The following is an 18,166-nucleotide window of genomic DNA, read 5'->3' as shown; positions in this document are numbered from 1 at the left end:
CGAAATTTTAACCGGATAAAAAGACCTGTAAATTTAGCAGAGATCGGAGGCGGGCCCGGCACGAATGCCCAGCACCTGCGCCAGCCAGCGGCCGCCATGAAACGACCCGGCGCGAGGCGGCAGCGGTTTTTCAGTCAGGGTGAGTAAGGAAACGGGCTGTGGCTGATGCGTCAGTAGCGCATGCAGGGAATCGATTAAGGCCAGTTGCTGTACGGCCAGCGGCAGCTCACTCTTCTGCTCCGCCAGATGCTGGGGCGCAAGGGTAAAGGAGAGATGGCGGATAACGGTACGAATGGCATGCTGATGCCAGTAATCTACCGTAAAGCTGGGACGTCGCGCCGCCTCCTGCAGACGAATCAGGTGATCAAAACGGACCGCATTGCCAATAACCTGGCTGCTGGAGGGCTTCTCAGCGGCTGTATCCGGACCCGCACCCTGCGCGCCGACAGGCAAACCAAGACTGGCCGCCACCATCCCAAACAGAAGATGTGGCCAGAAAAAGCGTCTGCCAAATTGTCGCCAGCGAAAAAGAATTCCGATCACAACCTGTCCATAGAACACAGCGTAAAGAGTACACGCGTTAAGGGGGTCTGCCAGCCGCGTCGCGCGCTGACACCATGCCTGTTTAAGCGCCAGATAGTATCACTATTGCGCTGTTTCCACATCAAAGATTGGTGTAACTCGAGGTGCTGCCGCGCTTTTTGTTCACCATTTCAGCAACAAAGGCGAAAGTATGCAAGTGGGATCGCAAGAAAGGAAACCAGATAAAAGCGGCAGGCTCAGCTGACCGGAGAGAGTGTCAGTGTAACCCACCGCTTTAACAGCTTATGCCAGAACCAGATTCGGGGCTTTGAATGCCAGCGGCAGTTCAGCTTCGTCTTCAAAGGTCGCCCATTCCCAGGCTTCCTGTTGTGCCAGCACCGCCTGCAGCAATTTGTTGTTTAACGCGTGACCCGATTTAAAGGCGGTAAATGCGCCAATAATATTGTGACCACACATAAACAGATCGCCGATAGCGTCCAGCATTTTGTGACGAACGAACTCATCTTCGAAACGCAGACCTTCTTCATTCAGCACGCGGAAATCATCTACCACGATGGCGCAATCCAGACTACCGCCCAGGCACAGGCCACGAGACTGCAGGTATTCGATTTCGCGCATAAAGCCAAAGGTGCGCGCCCGGCTGATTTGTCGCATAAAGGCTTCAGCCGAGAAATTCATTTTATAACGCTGCGAACTGGCATCGATTGCCGGATGTTTGAAATCGATAGTAAAATCGAGCGAGAAACCGTTGTACGGCTTAATCTCAGCCCATTTATCACCATCTTCGACCCGCACCGCTTGCTTCACGCGCACGAATTTCTTCGCGCTGTTCAGTTCTTCAATACCGGCATCCAGCAGCAGATAGATGAACGGTGCGGCGCTGCCATCCATAATCGGAATTTCTGGCGCATCGACTTCAACGATAATGTTGTCGATACCCAGGCCCGCCAGCGCAGCATTGAGATGCTCGACCGTAGAAATACGCACGCCTTCATCATTCACCAGGCAGGTACTCAGCATGGTGTCGCGCACGTATTTTGCATCAGCCGGGAAATCAACCGGTGGATTCAAGTCAGTGCGACGATAGATGACCCCGGTATTAGCCGACGCAGGGCGTAACGTCAGAGTGACTTTTTTGCCGGTATGCAAACCGACACCAGTCGCCTGAACGATACGTTTTAAAGTCCTTTGTTTGATCATCGTATTATCTCGCAATATTACCCATCCGACCGCCAGTATACTTTACCAGCGGGCGAATACTTTAGCACAAAGAGCGGAGAATCCTAACTCTCAGGTTATTCTTAATCGGCCTGCTTACGCAAAAACGCCGGAATATCCAGATAATCAGGCTCTTTGTTCGATGGGGTGTTCTGGTCGTTAACCACTTTGGCAGCAGGCTTCTGTTCCTGCGGCAGCGGCGACATCCCATGCTGCTGATAACGATGATCCATGACCGGCTGACTGGCAGGTTTGTTAGTGACCAGCGTAATTTCCGGACGTTTATCCATACCGATACCGGTGGCGACCACGGTCACGCGCAGCTCATCATTCATTTCCGGATCCAGGGAGGTACCGATCACCACGGTGGCGTTGTCAGAGGCGAAGGCGCGGATAGTGTTACCCACGGTTTCGAACTCATCCAGACGCAGGTCAAAGCCTGCCGTGATGTTAACCAGTACGCCGCGCGCGCCAGACAGGTCGATATCTTCCAGCAGCGGGCTGGAAATCGCCATTTCTGCCGCTTCCTCTGCGCGGTCTTCACCACAGGCGACGCCGGATCCCATCATGGCGTAACCCATTTCAGACATCACGGTACGTACGTCCGCAAAGTCAACGTTCATCAGGCCCGGACGGGTAATCAGTTCCGCGATCCCCTGTACCGCGCCTTTCAGCACGTCGTTAGCCGCGCCAAAGGCGTCGAGCAGGGAGATACCGCGACCCAGTACTTTCAGCAGTTTGTCGTTCGGGATAGTGATCAGGGAGTCAACGTGCTTTGACAGCTCAGCGATACCCTGCTCAGCAAAAGCCATACGCTTTTTGCCTTCGAAGTTAAACGGCTTGGTCACCACCGCCACGGTGAGAATGCCCAAATCTTTCGCCACTTCTGCAACCACCGGCGCAGCACCCGTACCGGTACCGCCGCCCATGCCTGCCGCAATGAACACCATGTCTGCCCCGTCCAGCGCAGAGCGCAGCGCTTCACGATCTTCTTCCGCTGAGGTACGACCCACTTCCGGGTTCGCCCCTGCGCCCAGACCTTTGGTAATGTTATTACCAATCTGGATAGTCTGGCCGACTGCCGTTTTACGCAACGCCTGGGCGTCGGTGTTCACAGCAAAGAATTCCACACCTTCGATACGCTCGCGTACCATATGCTCTACGGCGTTACCGCCGCCACCGCCGACGCCGATGACTTTAATCACCGCGTCATTGGTTAATTCCATAGGTTCAAACATGATTTCTCTCCGTTATGTGCCTGTCGCCTGGAGATCACTAATAGTGTCAGCATGATCCCCTTTCACTAAAATTAAAACTCTTTTTTCAGCCAACTGTTGATTCGTTTGAACCAGTTGCCGACTGATGCTCGTTTTTCCGTCTCCGCATCCCCATTCAGATGCGATTCTTTTCCGTAGTGCAGCAGCCCGACTGCCGTTGAGTAGTACGGCTCCTGCGCATAATCCGTGAGGCCAGTGATGTTCAGCGGCTGACCAATGCGCACCTGCGTATGGAATACGCGCTGGGCGCAGGCCGCCAGGCCCTCGATCTGGGCGGCGCCGCCGGTTAACACGATCCCTGCCGCCAGATGGTGTTTGACGCCCTGCTGACGCAGTTGCTCCTGCAGCTGCAGAATCTCATCGTTCACCAGATTCAGCAGCTCGGTATAGCGTGGCTCGATCACCTCCGCCAGCGTCTGACGCTGCAGGCTGCGCGGTGGCCGACCGCCGACGCTCGGCACCTCAACATTCTCATCTTTGCCAACGATGGATCCCAGGGCGCAACCGTGACGCACTTTGATCGCCTCCGCATCGGTAGGCGGCGTGCCAAAGGCATAAGCGATGTCGCTGGTCACCACATTCCCGGCATAGGGGATCACTTTGGTATGGCGCAGCGCACCGCCGGTATAGACAGCGATGTCCATTGTACCGCCACCGATGTCGACAACACAGACGCCCAGTTCACGTTCATCTTCCGTCAGGACAGCAAAACTGGAAGCGAGGCCGGCAAAAATCAGTTGGTCAACTTTCAGGCCACAACGTTCAACCGCTTTGACAATATTTTTTGCCATGTCGTTGTGACAGGTGATCAGGTGAACCTTCGCCTGCATACGCACGCCGGAAAGTCCCACTGGATTTTTGATGCCTTCCTGATAGTCGATGGCGTATTCCTGAGGAATCACATGCAGGATGCGGTGCTCATCACGCACACGCACGGATTTAGCCGTGTGTACTACGTTCTCCACATCATCCTGGGTGACTTCCTCTTCGGAAATCGGAACCATCCCGATTTCGTTCTGGCAGCTGATATGTTTGCCCGATAAAGCAAGGTAGACCGAGGAGATCTGGCAATCTGCCATCAGCTCAGCCTGATCGATGGCGCGCTGTACGCATTTCACCACCGACTCAAGGTCGTTTACGCCGCCTTTATCCATGCCGCGCGAGGGGCAGCTGCCTACCCCAATAATATTGACCATACCATCGGGCAGAATTTCCCCAACAAGGGCGGCAACCTTGGCGGTGCCGATTTCGAGTCCCACTACCAGTTTTCTGTCCGTTGCCTTGATCATTGTTGTTTAGCCTGTGCCTGGTTCTGTTGCTGATTACTGTCCTGTGGCTCCATCAAGGCCGGTGACCATCCCACCGCAGCGCCCGAGTCATAACGCAAGTCAACATAGTCGACGCGTTTACTCTCTGCCTGCGCCTGCTGCTGTAGCACCGGCCAGAGCTCAATAAATCGTTTCAGACGCTTCATGGTGTCGCTGCGTCCCAGTTCAATGCGCACATCATCACGGGTGACCAGTTGCCAGGAACGCCGCGCCGTCATGGAGGCGGCTTTCAGGACAAATTTGTCGGCTTTCAACGCGTCACTCATGTTGTGATAGCCCGCCAGCACCTCTTTTTCGCTGCCTTCCGGCCCGTACAGCATCGGCAAGGTTTCTTTGCCCATATGATTAGCCGGAACGCTGAACGACACGCCTTCGGCATCAACCATATGCAAATCGTTCCAGCGCGCAACGGCAACATATTCTGTCAGATGAATTTTCAGCTCATCTGGCCACTGTTTGCGTACGCTCACCTGCTTGATCCACGGCAAACGCTCAATCTGCTGCTGGATGATATTCACATCCTGCGACATAAAAGTGCCCGGTGCGCCGGGTGCCAGAATCGCCTGGCGAATGTCATCGTTGGTGGTATAGTGCGTCTGCCCGGTGACCACCAGTTTCGATAACGGCAGACGGGAAGCGTCGTTCATCCACTTCAGCACCACCAGCCCACCAAAAGCCATGACGCCCAGGACCATCAGCAAAAACATAATGCCGAAAAGTCGGGCACCGTTACTGCGCCCGGAGCGCGTGCGCTCCTGGGGTTCACGGTTACGTACGTTCAGCGCCGCCTGTGACATATCAGTCGGCCAGCTCCAGAATACGCGCGACCAGTTGCGAAAAAGACATTCCCGCCTGTTTCGCCGCCATCGGCACCAGACTGTGGCTGGTCATGCCGGGCGAGGTATTCACTTCCAGCAACTGGAAGGCGCCGGTTTCATCACACATCACATCTACACGTCCCCAGCCGCTGCATCCCAGCGTCTGCCAGGCCGATTTTACCAGTCTCTGCAGTTCCGCTTCACGTTCCGCACTCAACCCGCTCGGGCAGAAATATTGTGTCTCATCTGAGATATATTTCGCCTGATAGTCATAAAATTCGCTCACCGTCTGGATGCGAATCGAAGGCAGAATGGTATCGCCCAGGATGCCAACGGTGTATTCCGCGCCGCTGAGAAAGGCTTCGATTAACACCTCGTTGTCGTGACGAAACGCCTCTTCCAGCGCCGCTGGCAACGCCTCCTGATGGTTTACGCGACTGATGCCCACGCTGGAGCCTTCACAGACAGGCTTCACAAACAGCGGAAAGCCGAGTGTGGCAATCGCCGCCTGGCTTTCGGCACTCAGTCCGTCTGCCATTTGCTGACGTGTCAGCCAGACAAACCTTCCGGTGGGCAGTCCGCGCCCCTGCCACAGCAGCTTGGTGCGCAATTTATCCATGGTAACGGCCGATGCCATCACGCCGCTGCCGGTATAAGGGATCTGCAGGAATTCCAGCACCGCCTGTACGGTACCATCCTCGCCACCACGCCCGTGTAGCGCAATAAACGCTTTATCAAAGCCCGCCGCTTTCAGCTGCAATACGGACACCTCCCGGGTATCGACCGCATGAGCATCAATACCGGCTTCGCGCAGCCCGGCCAGCACCGCATTACCGGACATCAGCGAGACTTCACGCTCCGCAGAGTGACCGCCCATCAGGACGGCGACTTTCTCAGCCATGCTGTTCCTCCTGTAGCGCTGCAGGTTGCAGCCGGATATCCGCCAGCTTGCGGGCAAGCTTGCCCACGTTACCTGCGCCCTGCATCAGAATAAGATCGTTACCGGAGAGCACCGGGGCCAGCATGCCAGGCAGCGCCTCATGATCAGGGACCAGAATCGGGTCCACTTTGCCGCGGCCGCGAATCGAGCGGCAGAGCGAACGGCTGTCAGCGCCGGGAATCGGGGTTTCGCCCGCAGCATAGACATCCAGCATCAACAGCACATCCACCTGCGACAGCACATTGGCGAAATCATCAAACAGATCGCGGGTACGGGTATAGCGGTGTGGCTGGAATACCATCACCAGTTTTTTATCGGGCCAGCCGGCACGAGCCGCCTTGATGGTGGCATCCACTTCTGTCGGATGATGACCATAGTCATCCACCAGCATGGCGCTGCCGCTGATGCCATTTACCGCCTGTGTGGGGAACTCGCCCAGCAGATCAAAGCGGCGTCCGGTGCCCTGGAAGCTCTCCAGCGCTGCCAGAATGGCAGTGTCTTCAATGCCCTCTTCGCTGGCGACGGCAACCGCGGCGGCGGCGTTCAACGCATTGTGTCGTCCCGGCGCATTCAGCGTTACCGTCAGCAGCGGCTTATCCTGACGCACCAGCGTAAAGTGCCCCTGCGCGCCACGCTGTTCATAATTTTCGATACGCACATCGGCATCTTCGCTGAAGCCGTAGGTCGTAACCTGACGACCTACGCGCGGAATCAGATCGCGAATCACGGTGTCATCCACACACATCACCGCCCGGCCATAAAAGGGCAGATTGTGCAGGAAGTTGATAAACGTCTGCTTCAGGTTCTCAAAGTCGCCCTGATAGGTATCCATATGGTCAGCTTCGATATTGGTGACAATCGCCACCATCGGCTGTAAATGGAGAAAAGAGGCGTCGCTTTCGTCCGCTTCCGCAATCAGGTAGCGGCTGCTGCCCAGGCGCGCATGGGTACCGGCCGCTTTGACCAGCCCCCCGTTGACGAAAGTGGGATCAAGCCCCCCTTCAGCATAAATACTGGTGACCATCGCCGTGGTGGTAGTTTTACCGTGCGTGCCTGCCACCGCGATGCCATGGCGAAAGCGCATCAGCTCCGCCAGCATCTCGGCACGCCGGATCACCGGAATACGCGCTTCACGCGCAGCCACCAGCTCCGGATTATCCTGCGCAACCGCGCTGGAGACCACCACGACGCTGGCGTCAGTGACGTTCTCCGGGCGGTGATGAAAATAGATGGTCGCACCCAGCGTGGTCAGATGCTGCGTCACCGCGTTGGGTACCAGATCGGAGCCGCTGATATGGTAACCTTCATTCGCCAACACTTCGGCAATACCGCCCATGCCGGCACCGCCGATGCCGACAAAGTGGATGTGCCGGACGCGACGCATCTCGGGCACAATGGAACGCAGTTTTGCCAGTTGTTGTGTATTCATGGTTCTCAATTACCTGTTATTCCGCTTTGTGTCGTATGACGACACGGGTCAGCGCGGCTGACCAGAAAATGAATTTGCCGCTTTCGCCACTTCAGCGGCAACGCGCTCGGTGGCATCCGGAATCGCAATCTGACGTGCGTTCACCGCCATCGTTAATAAAGTCGCGCGATCCCATGCGCTCAGCGTTTGCACTACAGCCTCCGCCGTAAATTGCGGCTGCTCGAAAATTTTGGCCGCGCCCGCTTTTTCCAGCGGCAACGCGTTCCAGTACTGCTGGCGATCCTTGTGCTGGAAAGGCACAAAAATCGCCGGTAAACCCGCTGCGGCCACTTCGCTCACCGTCAACGCGCCGGAGCGGCAGATCACCACATCGGCCCAGGCGTAAGCGGCTGCCATATCATCGATGAACTCGGTCACCTTATGCTGGCTCTGGCCTACCTGCTGATAAGCCTGCTGCACCTCCGCCAGAGCACCTTTTCCTGTCTGATGCCAGAGCGTAATGTGATCGCCCAGCTGCCCCGCGATCTGCGGTAGCGTCTGATTCAGAATGCGCGCGCCCTGACTGCCGCCAATCACCAGCACACGCAGCGGACCGCTGCGCTGCGCCAGACGTTCGGCCGGTAAGGGCAGCGCCAGCACATCGGTACGCACCGGATTTCCTACCACTTGCGCATCCGGAAAGGCCCCCGGGAACGCCTGCATCACTTTTCGGGCGATCTTTGCCAGCCACTTGTTGGTCAGGCCCGCAATGCCGTTCTGTTCGTGCAGCACCACCGGGATACCACAACTCCAGGCCGCCAGACCGCCGGGGCCGGAGACGTAGCCTCCCATACCCAGCACCACATCCGGCTGCCACTTTTTCATAATGGCGCGCGCCTGACGCCAGGCGTTGAAAATACGCAGCGGGGCCAGCAGCAGTGCTTTGACGCCTTTACCGCGCAGGCCGCTGATGCGGATAAACTCAATGTCGATGCCGTGCTTCGGCACCAGCTCCGCTTCCATCCGGTCAGCGGTGCCCAGCCAGCGTATCTGCCAGCCCTGATCCATCAGATGATGCGCAACGGCCAGACCAGGAAAAACATGTCCACCGGTTCCTCCTGCCATTACCATCAGTCGCTTGCCACTCATCGACCACCTCGGGTAAACGCCTGCGCTTTTGCCAGGCGCGTTTCATAATCTATGCGCAACAGAAAAACGATCGCCGTCGACATAATGATCAGGCTCGATCCGCCGTAACTGATCAACGGCAACGTCAGTCCCTTGGTGGGCAACATGCCCGCCGCCGCGCCGACGTTCACCAGCGCCTGGAAGCTAAACCAGATGCCAATAGAGCAGGCGAGAAAACCGGCAAAACGCTGGTCAAGCTCTAACGCCCGCCGTCCAATCGACATCGCACGAAAAGCCACGAAGAATACCATTAACAGCGCCAAAACCACACCGACATAACCGAGTTCTTCCCCGATAATGGAGAAAATGAAGTCGGTATGCGCTTCCGGCAGATACTCCAGCTTTTGCACTGAGTTACCCAGGCCCTGCCCCCAGAATTCGCCGCGACCAAACGCCATCAGCGACTGCGTTAACTGATAGCCGCTGCCGAAGGGATCCTCCCACGGGTTCCAGAAGGAGGTGACGCGGCGCATACGGTACGGCTCGGCGATAATCAGCAACACCACGGCAAAAATGCCGGAGCCGATAATGGCCAGAAACTGCCAGAGTTTGGCCCCTGCCAGAAACAGCATGGCCAGCGTGGTAACAAACAGCACCACCACGGTACCGAGGTCAGGCTGCGCCAGTAGCAGCACCGCCAGCACCACCATCACGCCCATCGGCTTACAGAAGCCCCAGAAGTTGTTACGCACCTCTTCCACTTTGCGCACCAGATAGCTGGCGAGATAGCAAAACAGCGACAGCTTCGATAATTCCGCAGGCTGAATACGCAAGGGCCCCAGTGCAATCCAGCGCGATGCGCCGTTTACCGAACTGCCCACCACCAGCACGATCAGCAGCATCACCACCGAGGCAAGCAGCATCATATTGCTGTAGCGCTGCCAGAACGCCATCGGCACGCGCAATGTGACCAGTGAGAGGCCAAGCGCCAACACCAGATAGAGCGCATCACGTTTGGCAAAATAAAAGGGATCTTCCGAGAGACGCTGCCCCACCGGCATCGAGGCCGAGGTCACCATCACGAAGCCCACAATCGCCAGACCAAACGTCAGCCAGAGCAGCGTCCGGTCATAGAGCACCATGGCGGCGCCATCGCTCTCGCGGCCGCCCGCGCCCATGACCCACTCTTTCAGGCGCTCGGTGATACCGCCTGCCAGCTGCAGCCCCGGAATACGCATCAGCCTAACTCCTGCGCCAGTTGGGCGAAGCGGTCGCCGCGCTGTTCAAAACTGCGGAACTGATCGAGGCTGGCACAGGCGGGAGAAAGCAGCACCATATCGCCCGGCTGTACCTGACGGGCGATCTGCGTCATCGCCTCCTCCAGCGTCCCGGTACGGGTGGCAATCTCCGGACGCAAAGCCGCCAGCGCATCGCCGTCGCGGCCAAAACAATAAGTTCGTACATTACTGCCCTGCAGATAACGCGCCAGCGGTGTGAAGTCCGCCGCCTTGCCGTCACCGCCCAGCAGCAGCCAGAGCGTGCCTTTGACCTGCAGGCCATTCAGCGCCGCTTCCGTACTGCCCACGTTGGTGGCTTTGGAATCATTAATCCAGCGTACGCCGTTGTGCTCCCGCACCAGCTGGAAACGGTGCGGCAGACCGGTAAAATGGGTCAGCGCCTTCAGACTGGAAGCGCGCGGCATCCCTACCGCATCCGCCAGCGCCAGTGCCGCCAGCGCGTTGGTGTAGTTGTGCTGGCCGACCAGCTTCATCTCCTCGGTATTCAGGACTTTTTCGCCCTTTACCCGCAGCCAGACGCTGCCCTGCTGCTGATGCAGGTGGTAATCCCCCACGTCAACGCCAAAGCTGATACAGCGCTCATCGGCACCGCGCACCGGCATGGTCAGGCCATCATCCGCATTCACCACGCAAACGCGGGCATTTTCATAGATACGCAGTTTCGCGGCGCGATATTGCTGCATGCCCAGCGGATAGCGATCCATATGGTCTTCAGTAACGTTCAGGATGGTGGCCGCTGCCGCTTTCAGGCTATGGGTGGTCTCCAGCTGGAAACTGGAGAGCTCAAGCACATAGAGTTGCGCAGGCTCTTTCAACAGAGTTAAGGCTGGCAAGCCAATATTGCCGCCCACCCCTGCCTGCCAGCCAGCCGCTTTCGCCATTTCCCCGACCAGCGTGGTCACGGTGCTTTTCCCGTTTGAGCCGGTAATCGCTACAATGGGGGCCTGCGCTTCGCGGCAAAACAGCTCAACATCGCCCACAATTTCAATACCGGCCTCAGCCGCTTCGCTTAATGCCGGATGTGCCAGCGCAATACCCGGGCTGGCAACGATCAAATCCGCATCCAGCAGCCAGTCGCTATTGATACCCCCCGTGTAGCGCTCCACGCTTTCCGGCAGCCGATCCAGGCCCGGCGGTGACACACGGGTATCCATCACGCGGGGTGTTACGCCCTGCGCTAAAAAGAAATCAACACAGGAGAGCCCGGTCAGGCCCAGCCCGATAATGACGACTTTTCTGCCCCGATAGTCAGCCATAATTAACGTACCTTCAGCGTTGCCAGGCCAATCAGCACCAGCATCAGGGAAATAATCCAGAAGCGCACGATGACGCGCGGTTCCGGCCAGCCTTTCAGTTCATAGTGGTGGTGAATCGGCGCCATGCGAAAAATACGCTGGCCGCGCAGTTTGAACGATCCCACCTGCAGGATCACCGACAGCGTTTCAACTACAAAGACGCCGCCCATGATCACCAGCAAAAACTCCTGACGCAGCAGCACCGCGATGGTGCCGAGCGCGCCGCCCAGCGCCAGCGATCCCACGTCGCCCATAAACACCTGCGCCGGATAGGTATTGAACCAGAGAAAGCCGAGTCCGGCACCGACAATGGCGGTACAGACAATCACCAGTTCGCCCGCATGGCGCAAATAAGGAATGTGCAGATACTCTGCGAAGTTCACGTTACCTGTGGCCCAGGCCACCAGCGCGAAACCGGCGGCAACAAACACCGTGGGCATAATCGCCAGGCCATCCAGGCCGTCGGTAAGGTTAACCGCGTTACCGGTGCCGACAATCACAAAGTACGCCAGCAGCACATAAAACAAGCCGAGCTGCGGCATGATGTCTTTAAAGAACGGCACCACCAGCTGAGTAGCCGGGGTATCTTTACCGGCGATAAACAGCGCAAAGGCGACGCCCAGCGAGATCACCGACATCCAGAAATATTTCCAGCGCGCAATCAGGCCTTTAGTGTCTTTGCGCACCACTTTGCGGTAATCATCCACAAAGCCGATGACACCAAAGCCCACCAGCACAAACAGCACACACCAGACGTAAGGGTTGGAAGGATACGCCCACATCAGTACCGAGATCGTGATGGAAGTAAGAATCATAATGCCGCCCATCGTCGGCGTACCACGCTTGCTGAAATGGGATTCCGGGCCATCATTACGCACCACCTGGCCAATCTGCAGTTTTTGCAGCCAGGCGATCAGACGTGGTCCCAGCCACAGAGAGATAAACAGCGCGGTCAGCAGGCTGACAATGGCGCGAAACGTCAGATAGGAAAAGACGTTAAAGCCAGAATAAAGTGAGACCAGGTGCTCGGCCAGCCAGACTAACATGTTCCTTTCTCCTGTAAGCTCTGTACTACCTGCTCCATGGCGGCACTACGCGAACCTTTTATCAAAACGGTAATTTCCGGTTGTTCGGACAACAGCGTCCGTAATCGTTCAATCAGTGCAGCTTTAGTGCTGAAATGTTCGCCAACGCCGCTGGCTTCGCTGATGTAATGACTGAGTGAGCCCGTACTCAGCACGCGATCGATACCTGCCAGCTTCGCCGCCAGCCCGACTTCACGGTGACACTGCTCCGCCTCATCGCCCAGTTCCGCCATATCGCCTACGACCATAACGCGATAGCCCGGCATGTCGGCCAGCGTCTGCGCCGCTGCGGTCATCGAGCCGACATTGGCGTTGTAGCTGTCGTCCAGCAATAGCTGCGTATCAGAGAGATGGATGGGAAAGAGTCGGCCCGGCACCGCCTGCAGCGTTTTCAGGCCCGTCTGTACTGCGCTGAGCGGCGCATCAACAGAGAGCGCCAGCGCCGCGGCTGCCAGGGCATTGGCGATGTTGTGTTTCCCCGGCAGGGGCAGCGTAATGGCGATATTGCCGCGCGGCGTATGCATCACGAAATGGGTGCCGTCGGCACTCACCTGCACGTCGCTGGCCCAGAAATCGCTGTCGGCCTGGGCATTGGGCGCAAAACGCCAGACAGTTTTGCCATGCAGCTGCGTCTGCCAGTGCGGCCAGTCGTTGCTTTCCAGATTCAGGATGGCGGTGCCGTGCGCCGGTAAGCCGGCAAAAATCTCCCCTTTGGCTTTGGCTACCCCCTCCAGCGAGCCGAAGCCCTCCAGATGAGCCGCCGCCAGGTTGTTAACCAGCGCGCTTTCTGGCCGTACCAGCTCGGTGGTATAAGCGATTTCGCCCTGATGGTTGGCACCCATCTCAATCACCGCATACTGGTGCTCTGGCGTCAGGCGCAACAGGGTCATCGGCACGCCGATATCGTTGTTCAGGTTACCGGCGGTATAGAGGGTTTCGCCGCACTGACGCAAAATCGCCGCCGTCATCTCCTTCACGGAGGTTTTTCCGGATGAGCCGGTCAGGGCAACGACGCGTGCGCTGGCCTGCTGACGCACCCAGGCGCCCAGCTTGCCAAACGCCAGACGCGTATCGCTTACCACCACCTGCGAGACGGCGACAGGTAAATGCTTACTTACCAGTAATGCCAGCGCCCCACTGGCAATGGCATCACCTGCAAAATCGTGTGCATCGAAACGTTCGCCCACCAGCGCGACAAACAGGCTACCTGCACTCACTTTGCGCGTGTCAGTGGTCACATCGCTCAGGGTCAAATCACTGCCGATCAGTTTGCCGCCGGTGATCTCGGCCAGGGTTTGTAAAGTAAACGGGATCATGCAATCACCCCCAGTAAACGGGCGACCGTCAGGCGGTCGGAGTAGTCGAGTCGGTGATTGCCGACAATCTGATAATCTTCATGGCCTTTGCCTGCCACCAGCACGATATCGTCGGGCTGCGCCTGCATCACCGCATTGGTGACCGCCTGCGCCCGGCCTGCGACCACGCGCGCGCGGCCCGGATCCAGCAGACCGCTCAGGATATCCCTGATGATTGCGGCGGGCTCTTCGCTGCGCGGGTTGTCATCAGTAACCACCACCACATCGGCGAACTGCTCGGCTATCGCCCCCATCAGCGGGCGCTTACCTTTATCGCGATCGCCACCACAGCCAAACAGGCACCAGAGCTGGCCTTTGCAATGCAGGCGCGCCGCTTCCAGCGCTTTTTCCAGCGCATCGGGGGTGTGAGCATAATCGACCACTACGGTGGGCTTGCCCGGCGCGCTGAACACTTCCATACGCCCGCATACCGGTTGGAGCTGTGCGCCGCTGGCAACCAGCTGCGCCAGCGGATAGTCAAGCGCTAGCAGCGTGGCCAGCGCCAGCAGCAGGTTACTGACGTTAAACGCGCCCATCAGGCGACTCTCAATCTCCCCCTCGCCCCAGCTGGAGCTGAAGCGGATGCGCGCACCGTTGTCCTGATAATGAACTTCTGTGGCTTTTAACCAGCGGCCATGCCAGTCCGCCGGTACATTCTCTTTCTGAACCACCGCCACCGCATCGGGCAGTTTTTGAAGCCAGCGGCGACCCACCTCATCATCCGCATTGATGATGGCCTGGCCTACCTGATGCTCCGTAAAGAGCAGCCACTTAGCTGACTCATACTTGTGCATATCACCGTGATAATCGAGATGATCGCGGCTCAGGTTAGTAAACACGGCGGCGGCAAACGGCAGCGCCGCGACGCGATGCTGGGCCAGGCCATGTGAAGAGACTTCAATGGCTGCCAGCGAAGCGCCCTGCCCTGCCAGGTCGTGCAGTATCTGCTGCACTTCGACGGCCGAGCCGGTGGTATTTTCGGCAGGCGTTAACCGGCCATACAGCCCGTTGCCCACGGTACCCATCACCGCCCCGCGTTCACCCAGCAGGTTAGCCCACTGCGCCAGCAGCTGGGTGGTGGTGGTTTTGCCGTTGGTGCCGGTCACGCCGATCAGCTTCAGTCGCTCCCCCGGCTGCTGATAAAAGCGCCCGGCCAGCGCGGAAAGGCGCTGCTGCAGCTGAGCCAGATAGATTACCGGCACACCATGCAGTTCACGGATTTCGCCATCGGCGGCTTCCCCTTCCGCTTCGGCAATCACGGCGCTCACGCCCTGAGCAATAGCTTGTGGAATAAAGCGTCGGCCATCAACCTGATGGCCTGTCACGGCGACAAACAGATCGCCGGATGCCGCACTGCGGCTATCCAGTGTCATGTCACGTAGCGGACGCGCCGGCGCGCCCGGCACCCAGGGTGCCAGTAAGTCGCGCAGGTTACGATCTGTCACTTGGATCCCCATTTCTGTTAATTACCAACTCATTTTTGTCATTGACCGGCAGCGCATCCGGTTCGATATTCATGGTCCGCAGCACGCCGCCCATTATCGCGCCAAACACTGGCGCCGATACCGCGCCGCCATAATACTTCCCGGCCTGGGGATCGTTGATCACGACCACCAGGGCAAAACGAGGATGACTGGCAGGTGCGACACCTGCGGTGTAGGCGATATATTTATTGACGTAGCGTCCGTCCGGCCCCACTTTTTTCGCGGTACCGGTTTTGATGGCGATGCGATAGCCTTTGATGGCCGCCTTCACGCCGCCGCCGCCGGGCAGCGCCACGCTCTCCATCATATGCACCACGGTTTTCACCAGCGATTCAGGGAACACCCGTTCACCGGGCACCGGCGGGTCAACTTTGGTAATGGAGAGCGGACGGGCAATGCCGTAGCTGCCGATCGTTGCATAGACTCGCGCTAACTGTAACGGCGTTACCATTAGCCCGTAGCCGAAAGAGAAGGTGGCCCTCTCTATGTCAGACCACCGTTGTTTTTGAGGATATAAGCCACTACTTTCCCCGACCAACCCCAAATTGGTCGGTTTACCCAGTCCAAAACGTGAGTAAGTATCTACCAACGCTGAGGACGGCATCGCTAACGCCAGACGTGAAACCCCGACGTTACTCGACTTCTGCAGCACCCCGGTAAGGGTCAATTCGTTATAGCGCGCCACATCTTTGATTTCATGACCGTTGACCCGGTAGGGAACGGTATTCAGCACGCTGTTTTCCCGCACCACGCCCCGCTGCAGCGCAGTCATCACCACCATCGGCTTGACGGTCGAACCCGGTTCGAAAATGTCGGTGATGGCACGGTTGCGCATCACATCTTTGGGCGTGTTGCTCAGGTTATTGGGGTTATAAGCCGGACTGTTGGCCATTGCCAGCACCTCGCCGGTGTGCACATCCACCAGCACGGCGGTGCCTGACTCCGCCTTGTTAAAGGCCACGGCATTGTTCAGCTCACGGTAAACCAGCGCCTGCAGGCGCTCATCAATACTGAGCGTCAGGTTGTGTGCGGCGCGGCTGTCCACGGAGGAGATGTCTTCAATGACGCGCCCGTAACGATCTTTACGCACCGTACGTTCGCCCGGCTGGCCGGTGAGCCATTTATCGAAGCTTTTTTCGATGCCTTCGATACCCTGCCCGTCAATATTAGTAAAGCCGATCAGATGGGATGTCACCTGACCGGCCGGATAGTAACGCCGTGACTCTTCACGCAGATGGATACCGGGCAGCTTCAGCTTTTTAATGTAGTCGCCAATGGCGGGGTTGACCTGACGCGCCAGGTAGACGAAACGCCCTTTGGGATTGGCGTTAACGCGCGTAGCCAGTTGGTCGAGCGGCACGGAAAGCGCATCCGCCAGCGCTTTCCAGCGACTGTCGAGGGTAATGCCGCCATGTTCATGCAGTTCTTTTGGATCGGCCCAGATGGCATTGACCGGCACGCTCACCGCCAGCGGACGCCCGGCGCGATCGCTGATCATGCCGCGCGCGGTGGGAATCGCCTGGACCCGCAGTGAACGCAGGTCGCCCTCTTTCACCAGCTTATCCGGATTGATCACCTGCAGCCAGGCGACACGGGAGAGTAAACCGAACAGCGCCAGTAAAATGCAGCCGCACAGCAACGCAAAACGCCAGCTCACAAAGCTGGCTTTATCTTCCTGTTTTTTTGCCTTCAGCGTTCTGCTTGCGCCGCTCATTGATTTTAACGATTCCTTATTGCTGTACCACAATATGTTCCTGCGAAGCATCTACATGCTGCATATGCAGCTTTTCCGTCGCCGTGCGCTCAACGCGGCTATGATCGCCCAGCGCATTCTCTTCCAGGATCAAGTTACGCCATTCGATATCCAGCGCGTCGCGCTCCAGCACCAACTGTTCGCGCTGCGCGGTCAGCAAACGCGTTTTGTGGGTGGTGGTCACCACCAGCACGGCGGAGACCAGTACAGCAACCAGCAGCAACAGCGGGATTTTGCCAAATCGCAGCAAATCCGACCCGATCACGCCGGGCAGGCTGTGGCGCTCGTTGCTAATCATGCTTCGGTCCTTTCAGCAATACGTAATACTGAACTGCGCGCACGCGGGTTTTCCGCGACTTCAGCCTCCCCCGGCACCATTTTGCCCAGTAACCGGAGCTCGCGTCCGCCGAGGGCGCTCAGCTGCGCTTCCGTCATCGGCAGTCCCGCCGGAACCTGCGGACCGCGACTCTGATCGCGCATAAAGCGCTTCACCAGACGATCTTCCAGCGAATGGAAGCTGATCACCGATAAGCGCCCTTGCGGCGCCAGCACCGTAACCGCGCCTTTCAGTGCCGTTTCAATCTCTTCCAGCTCGCTGTTAATCCAGATACGAATGGCCTGAAAACTGCGCGTCGCCGGATGCTTAAACTTATCCTTAACGGGCGTAGCAGCAGCAATCACCTCTGCCAGCTCCCGGGTGCGCGTCATGGGCGCCAGACGATTGCGTTCCACGATGGCGCGCGCGATGCGTTTGGCAAAGCGCTCTTCCCCATAAGTTTTCAGGACAAAAGCGATATCGCCCTCTTCCGCCTGCTGTAGCCACTCGGCGGCCGACTGACCGCGCGTGGGATCCATTCGCATGTCCAGCGGTCCGTCACGCATAAAAGAAAAGCCGCGCTCGGCGTCATCCAGCTGCGGCGATGAAACCCCCAGATCCAGTAAAATGCCATCAATTTTGCCATTCAGTTCCCGCGCCGTCATGTACTCCGCCAGCGCCGAAAAAGGGCCATGAATAATTGAGAATCGGGGATCCTTTATCTCAGCGGCAGCAGCGATAGCTTGCGGGTCGCGATCGATAGCGATGAGCTGCCCTTTCTCGCCCAGCCGGGAGAGAATCAGGCGTGAATGTCCGCCGCGACCAAAGGTGCCATCGATGTAAATGCCGTCATCCCTGATGTTCAGGCCATTAACGGCCTCATCTAACAGCACCGTGGTATGTTTATAATTTTCCTGCAT

At 57.8% G+C, this 18,166-nt stretch carries 16 protein-coding genes; all 16 read right to left on the bottom strand.

The features are described 5' to 3' along the window. Positions 1–33 precede the first annotated feature (33 nt). Positions 34–543, bottom strand: a complete 510-nt coding sequence (gene secM, locus E0E17_RS10435) for a secA translation cis-regulator SecM (protein ID WP_237680773.1) — start codon at positions 541–543, stop codon at positions 34–36. 282 nt (positions 544–825) lie between these two features. Beyond that, entirely contained in the window at positions 826–1,743 is a 918-nt protein-coding gene (gene lpxC / locus E0E17_RS10430; RefSeq protein ID WP_130834009.1) for a UDP-3-O-acyl-N-acetylglucosamine deacetylase, read from the bottom strand. A gap of 101 nt (positions 1,744–1,844) precedes the next feature. Continuing rightward, positions 1,845–2,999, bottom strand: coding sequence for a cell division protein FtsZ (ftsZ, locus tag E0E17_RS10425; RefSeq protein WP_130834008.1), 1,155 nt, complete (start codon positions 2,997–2,999; stop codon positions 1,845–1,847). Positions 3,000–3,070: 71 nt separating this feature from the next. After that, positions 3,071–4,327, bottom strand: a complete 1,257-nt coding sequence (gene ftsA / locus E0E17_RS10420; protein WP_130834007.1) for a cell division protein FtsA — start codon at positions 4,325–4,327, stop codon at positions 3,071–3,073. Next, entirely contained in the window at positions 4,324–5,163 is an 840-nt protein-coding gene (ftsQ, locus tag E0E17_RS10415; protein ID WP_130834006.1) for a cell division protein FtsQ, read from the bottom strand. The genes ftsA and ftsQ overlap by 4 nt, the downstream gene beginning before the upstream one ends. Before the next feature lies 1 nt (position 5,164). Then, a complete protein-coding gene (locus E0E17_RS10410) occupies positions 5,165–6,085 on the bottom strand; it encodes a D-alanine--D-alanine ligase (RefSeq protein WP_130834005.1) in 921 nt (306 codons plus the stop codon). Continuing rightward, entirely contained in the window at positions 6,078–7,553 is a 1,476-nt protein-coding gene (gene murC, locus E0E17_RS10405; RefSeq protein WP_130834004.1) for a UDP-N-acetylmuramate--L-alanine ligase, read from the bottom strand. The genes E0E17_RS10410 and murC overlap by 8 nt, the downstream gene beginning before the upstream one ends. A 48-nt stretch (positions 7,554–7,601) precedes the next feature. After that, positions 7,602–8,681, bottom strand: coding sequence for an undecaprenyldiphospho-muramoylpentapeptide beta-N-acetylglucosaminyltransferase (gene murG, locus E0E17_RS10400; protein ID WP_130834003.1), 1,080 nt, complete (start codon positions 8,679–8,681; stop codon positions 7,602–7,604). Then, on the bottom strand, positions 8,678–9,898 hold the full coding sequence (ftsW, locus tag E0E17_RS10395; RefSeq protein ID WP_130834002.1) for a cell division protein FtsW: 1,221 nt from the start codon (positions 9,896–9,898) through the stop codon (positions 8,678–8,680). The genes murG and ftsW overlap by 4 nt, the downstream gene beginning before the upstream one ends. Further along, the gene (gene murD / locus E0E17_RS10390) at positions 9,898–11,214 is read right to left on the bottom strand and encodes a UDP-N-acetylmuramoyl-L-alanine--D-glutamate ligase (RefSeq protein WP_130834001.1); all 1,317 of its coding nucleotides are present in this window, start codon (positions 11,212–11,214) and stop codon (positions 9,898–9,900) included. Before murD ends, ftsW begins: the two co-directional genes overlap by 1 nt. A 2-nt stretch (positions 11,215–11,216) precedes the next feature. After that, positions 11,217–12,299, bottom strand: a complete 1,083-nt coding sequence (gene mraY, locus E0E17_RS10385; protein ID WP_130834000.1) for a phospho-N-acetylmuramoyl-pentapeptide-transferase — start codon at positions 12,297–12,299, stop codon at positions 11,217–11,219. Next, positions 12,293–13,654: a UDP-N-acetylmuramoyl-tripeptide--D-alanyl-D-alanine ligase gene (murF, locus tag E0E17_RS10380; protein ID WP_130833999.1), complete on the bottom strand. Its 1,362-nt coding sequence runs from the start codon at positions 13,652–13,654 to the stop codon at positions 12,293–12,295. The genes mraY and murF overlap by 7 nt, the downstream gene beginning before the upstream one ends. Next, a complete protein-coding gene (gene murE, locus E0E17_RS10375; protein WP_130833998.1) occupies positions 13,651–15,138 on the bottom strand; it encodes a UDP-N-acetylmuramoyl-L-alanyl-D-glutamate--2,6-diaminopimelate ligase in 1,488 nt (495 codons plus the stop codon). Before murE ends, murF begins: the two co-directional genes overlap by 4 nt. Next, positions 15,125–16,891: a peptidoglycan glycosyltransferase FtsI gene (locus E0E17_RS10370; RefSeq protein WP_130833997.1), complete on the bottom strand. Its 1,767-nt coding sequence runs from the start codon at positions 16,889–16,891 to the stop codon at positions 15,125–15,127. The genes murE and E0E17_RS10370 overlap by 14 nt, the downstream gene beginning before the upstream one ends. A 16-nt stretch (positions 16,892–16,907) precedes the next feature. Continuing rightward, entirely contained in the window at positions 16,908–17,228 is a 321-nt protein-coding gene (gene ftsL / locus E0E17_RS10365) for a cell division protein FtsL (protein ID WP_130833996.1), read from the bottom strand. Further along, positions 17,225–18,166, bottom strand: coding sequence for a 16S rRNA (cytosine(1402)-N(4))-methyltransferase RsmH (gene rsmH / locus E0E17_RS10360; protein ID WP_130833995.1), 942 nt, complete (start codon positions 18,164–18,166; stop codon positions 17,225–17,227). Before rsmH ends, ftsL begins: the two co-directional genes overlap by 4 nt.

The sequence above is a fragment of the [Erwinia] mediterraneensis genome, assembly GCF_900604315.1.
In the GTDB taxonomy this organism is placed as follows: Bacteria; Pseudomonadota; Gammaproteobacteria; order Enterobacterales; family Enterobacteriaceae; genus Pantoea; species Pantoea mediterraneensis_A.
This window is presented reverse-complemented; position numbering and strand designations above follow the sequence as displayed.